General features: G+C 32.7%; 5 protein-coding genes. All 5 read right to left on the bottom strand.

Annotated features, from left to right (window positions below; translation table 11 throughout):
• Positions 1–562 precede the first annotated feature (562 nt).
• Positions 563–2,542, bottom strand: a complete 1,980-nt coding sequence (locus tag PTQ34_RS08750) for an LPD7 domain-containing protein (protein ID WP_273933216.1) — start codon at positions 2,540–2,542, stop codon at positions 563–565.
• Positions 2,539–2,814, bottom strand: a complete 276-nt coding sequence (locus PTQ34_RS08745; protein WP_273933215.1) for a type II toxin-antitoxin system RelE family toxin — start codon at positions 2,812–2,814, stop codon at positions 2,539–2,541. The genes PTQ34_RS08750 and PTQ34_RS08745 overlap by 4 nt, the downstream gene beginning before the upstream one ends.
• Positions 2,807–3,121, bottom strand: a complete 315-nt coding sequence (locus PTQ34_RS08740) for a hypothetical protein (RefSeq protein WP_273933214.1) — start codon at positions 3,119–3,121, stop codon at positions 2,807–2,809. The genes PTQ34_RS08745 and PTQ34_RS08740 overlap by 8 nt, the downstream gene beginning before the upstream one ends.
• 169 nt (positions 3,122–3,290) lie before the next feature.
• Positions 3,291–3,569 carry a hypothetical protein gene (locus PTQ34_RS08735; RefSeq protein WP_273933213.1) on the bottom strand — a complete coding sequence of 93 codons (279 nt, stop codon included), beginning with the start codon at positions 3,567–3,569 and terminating at the stop codon, positions 3,291–3,293.
• Positions 3,563–4,510, bottom strand: a complete 948-nt coding sequence (locus PTQ34_RS08730) for a RepB family plasmid replication initiator protein (protein ID WP_273933212.1) — start codon at positions 4,508–4,510, stop codon at positions 3,563–3,565. Before PTQ34_RS08730 ends, PTQ34_RS08735 begins: the two co-directional genes overlap by 7 nt.
• Between the last annotated feature and the right edge of the window lie 358 nt (positions 4,511–4,868).

Raw genomic sequence — 4,868 nt, 5'->3', positions numbered from 1 at the left:
CACTTTATTATTATTTCGTGCTTTGACAGCATTTTTTTTAAAGAATTTCACGCCTATTAAATAGAAATAAATAGAATTCTTATAAATTGAGCGTGGCAAAAAAAAAAAAAAATAGAGTTTTTTGAGCAAGGAATTAAAATTCCCTTTTTATTACATTTAATTCCCTTTTTATTACATTATCACTCCCTTTTTATTACATTATAGCCCCCTGAAACGCTGTCTATATCGTGCTTTGAAAGCTCCCTAAAATTATATAGGATTTTAAAAAGAATTTAAAATGCGCAATGCACCACTTTGGCACAAAAATGCGCCTTAAAAAAAGGGGATAAAAAAGCTAGGTTTGTGAGTGTGTCAGCATACCATATTTTATTTTTTTCTATTTTTTACCCCTTTTTTAGCTAAAAAATAGCTTGTAAGCACGATATATTAAAAAGCTGGCATTTTTTTATTAAATTGACAAGAGCTTTTTAGCTCGTGTCGCACTTCGTGCGATCACTCGCAAAAAGCATACACCAAAAAAAAGAAAAGCTAGATTTTTTAAATGCTACCATTAAAAGAAAAATTATCTGCTTATTCCTTTGGTTTGTTCGTATTGTTTAGCTAATTTTTCTAAACCACCTTTTTTTACTTCATAATGCGTTTTATGATAAGTTTTTAAAAGTTCGTGGTTCTCTTTATTTTTTAAAAGCTCACTAGCTCTTTTTGCTACATTTATTTTTCCGTCAGTAGTTAGAAAATGATATTTTTCTAAATAATCGCAAAGTTCTTTAAACTCTTTGAAAACTTCTTGCGATTTTTCAGGCTCTTTATCAAATGTGCTTGGTGTTTGTGCTGTTTGGTTTGCTTGTTCTTTCTCTATTTCTTTGGCTATTAACTCGTTCAGTTCGCTTATAGCATATTTTGTCAAGTCGTGGCGACCATAAATTATAGGTTTATTTAGCTCTCCGTCTAGGTATTTTAAATCGTCTAGCTTTCTTTCTTGTGGCTTTTTACGCATTTCTAAGCGTTTTAAAATATTGTAAAATGTTGTTGTATCTGTTTGCTCCCAATATTTCTTTTCGTCTAGACTTTGGGCTATTTCTAAATCTATTTGCGCTTGGCTTTTAACTTTTGGTGCGTTCTCTTGCGTTTTTTCGCTTTGGGTAATATCTTGGCTAGGCTTTGGCTCGTTTTGCGTTTCTAGGGCTGTTTCCGTGCGATTTTTGGCTAATTCTGCTTTTAATCGCTCGTTCTCTTGTTCTAGCTCTTTTAATTTTCGCTCTTGCTTGGCTTTTTCTTTGGCTTTTATCTCTGCTATTTGCTTGGCTACTTCATCGCAAAAAGCTTTACTGCCAGTAACTTTTATGCTGTCTAGCTCCCATCCCTTGCTTTTTGCCATATCCAGCATTAAGGCTACTTGTTCGCTTAAATCTGCTTTTTTACTTGTGGTTAGGGTTAATGTGTTTTCGCTGTCTTTGATTTTATAGCCTTTTTGCTTGTTTTCAAGCGTTTTAAGCTCTTTGTTAAAATAAAAGGGGGTTAAATCGTGCTTTGTGCTTAAATCGCTGTAAAACTCATCTATAAGCCTAGATTTGAAGTCTTTTTTCGTGGTGCTTATTTGTGGCTTGTTGCTTTGGTTTTGCCTTTTTTCTTTTCTTATGCGCTTTTCTAGCTCTTTTAAAGCGTTTTCTAGCTCATTAAGGCTAGTAAATGCTTTTTTGCCTAGCTCTCTTAACTCTTTGTAATGCTTGGGTGTAAATATCAGTTCTGCGCCTTGCTCGTGTAAAGCTTTGTTTGTATTTAGCCACGCTTTGCGTTCTTGCTCCACTCGCTTTCTTATAGCGTTTGCGCTTAGGGCTTTTAGCTCTTTTTTAGTGGTTTCAAGCTCGTTTTTTACGCTGTTAAGCTCATTTTTGTTGCTAGTGAGCTCGGCTTTCGTGTTTGTAAGCTCTTTTTTTATTTCCCTTTTTTCTTGGCGTTCTTGCTCTTTTAATCGTGCGTATGCTCGTGGCTCTATGCGTTTAGCACCGCTTATGCGCTTGTCTTGTCCCCTTTCCATTTGTAGAATTTCTGCGACTTCGGTTTGGATTTCTCGCATTTTTTGGGGGTTAAAATCACGCAATTTAAAAAGCTGTTTGCCCGTATTTTTATCAAGCGTTATAAATTCTAAATGCGCGTGATGGTTTATTTCTTTTTCGCCGTTGTCGTTTATGTGTCCTTCGTCTCGGTGTATCGCTATTTGGTAGCATTGAAAGCCGTATTTATCGCTAAAATGTTGTGCTAGTTTTTTTAAGTCGTTCATCGTGGTTTCAGGCTTAATATTTACGACTGCCGACCACTCATAATTTTTAGCTTGAAATGCTTTATTTCTAGCCTTTGAAGTGTTAAAATAAGCTTGTTTTGCGTTTTCTACAATTTCATTTTTAATTCTTTGCGCATCATAACCCTTTGGCGGGTCGCATTCTAGCTCCCCACCGATAACATAACTAGGGCGAATTGTGCTGTTATGAAATACTTGATAATCTACTGATTTTTTAAAGTTTATGCTAGAAATTTGGCTCATTTATAAGCATTTTCTCTTGTGCTAACTTCTAGCAATTTTAGTGTTAATGTGTCCTTGATTTTTTCGCCTACTATGCGATAATGTTGCCCCACTTTCCAGCGATAAATATTTTCATAGCCCCCCATTTTTTCGCAATTTTTCAGCGCAAAAGGGTCGTTAGCATTTTTTAGATTTTCAATCGCAAATAAAATTCTTACTGCGTTTTCTTTGTCGCCTTTGGCGATTTTACTTATCATTTTATCTACTTTGCTAGGGATTAAAATATTATACATTTTCAGTCCCAAACATTTCGGCATTTACTTCGGCTTTGATTTTTTCCACCTGATCTTGTGGCATTTTCTCTACTTCTGCCCTTAAAGCGTTAAGACTTGGTGCGTTCTCTGTGGTGTAAAATCTTGGCTTATCAAGGCTAGATTTTACTTGCGATTTTAGGTAAGAAATAAGCTCTTTTACTTGGCTGATTTCTTGTTCAAATTTTTCTTTGATTTTGGCTTGTTTTCGCTCGGCATTTGTTAGAGCTGTTACAAGTTGATTTATTGACATATTTGCGTATTTGTCATAATTGATTACTGCTGGCATTTTTATCCTTTTTTTAAAAATCTGCTATAATACGAGCTTGCGAGATTATAGCAAAGATTTTTAAAAAAAGCAAATTACACCATTTTAATGGTGGTAATTTGCAAATTACCACCATTAACTAAAAACTGCGCAAAGCTTAGTTTTTTGTTATGGTGTAATTTGCCACTTTTTATTCGGCAAGCTCATCAAAAAGGGGGTTGGTGTTTTCATCATCAATAGCATTTAAATCGGTTTGATTATCTGCCAAAATTGCGCCTAGTTTTTTTTGCTCGTTTGGCTCGGATCTGCTCGGTTTTGGTTGTGGCTCATCTAAGAATTTTAATAATTCTTGCTTGTATTTATCAAGCAATTTTTTAAAATGCTTTTGCTCGGTTTCATCATCTGCGAGTGCTAAAAGTGCTTTGGCGCTTTCGGCTTTTATGCGAAGTTCTTTGATTTTTTCTAGCATTTTTGCTCCTTTGTCTCTTTCAAAAATTTTTCGTTAGGTTGCCCATCATCATTAAATAAACTCGGCTCTTTAAATTCTTTTGGTATAAAAGGCACTTTAAAATTCAAAGTTATTTTTTTATCTTTTTTAAAATATTCATAATCACACATAAGAATTTTATTTAATTCAGGCATAACGACTTTTTCAAATCGTATTGACTGAAAAAGCGTTGAAATATTTTTCACTTTTGGCTTATCAAAAATGAAGCGAAGCTCATCAAAGCAAATATCTAAAAAATCTAGCTTTTTTATTCCTAGATTTTTTATTTGATAGCTTTCAATCATTTTTATATATTCAAATAATCTCAAAGCATATTTAGAATTTACCTTGTTTATTTCGTTTAGAATTAGTGGTGTATATTTCCAAGCTCTCCAAGCACTTAACACTATAATGTCAGGCACGATTATTTCTATAATATCATTTTTACCACTTTCATCTATTTTTTTCATTTTTGGCAATGCTATCAAAGTAACTCTATAAAATTCTAAATGGCCTAAATCCTTATCTACATAATCACGCAAAATAAATGATTGTTTGCTAAGTCTTGTTAAGCTTTTTTCTATGTCCCTTTTCCAAGTGTTATTTTTATCTTTTTTAAGCTCTAAAAGCTCTGCCACTACATTTTGGCTGATTTCTAGCTTTAAATGTTGGTTTGGTATTGTTTTGGCTCTTTGTTTTTCATCTTTCCCCCAAAAACGCACTTTATCGCCTGTAAGTTTGTAGATTAAATCAAAAAGCTTATAATCAAGCGCTGTTAAATTATATTCGCTTTTTTCCGTGTATCCTTTAATAAAAGCATTTTCTTTGTAGAGTTTTAAGAGCTCTTTTCGTTCATCGCTTAATGGGTCTAACTCTACTCTTATTGCGCCATTTGGCATTTCAGTCATTTTATAATTTTTCATTTTTAGCCTTTTTATTTTTTAGACTTATAGCATTTTTATACTTATTTGTCAATGTATAAAAATGCTAGGTGGAGTGTATAATAATATAATAAAATAATAATATATTTATACACTCCACCTAGTAAAATTATGCTTTTTTAAAAATGTATAATCTAGGTTAAATGTATAATTTTTGCTCGGTTAAATGTATAAAAATTTTAGGGGTTGCTCGGTTAAATGTATAAAAATTTTGTTAAGTAAAAAAAAACACTTTATTATTATTTCGTGCTTTGACAGCATTTTTTTTAAAGAATTTCACGCCTATTAAATAGAAATAAATAGAATTCTTATAAATTGAGCGTGGCAAAAAAAAAAAAAA

Origin of the sequence: Campylobacter magnus (assembly GCF_028649595.1) — a bacterium.
GTDB classification, from domain to species: domain Bacteria; phylum Campylobacterota; class Campylobacteria; order Campylobacterales; family Campylobacteraceae; genus Campylobacter; species Campylobacter magnus.
The sequence above is the reverse complement of the archived record's forward strand: the minus strand, read 5'-3'. Positions and strand labels throughout refer to the sequence as shown.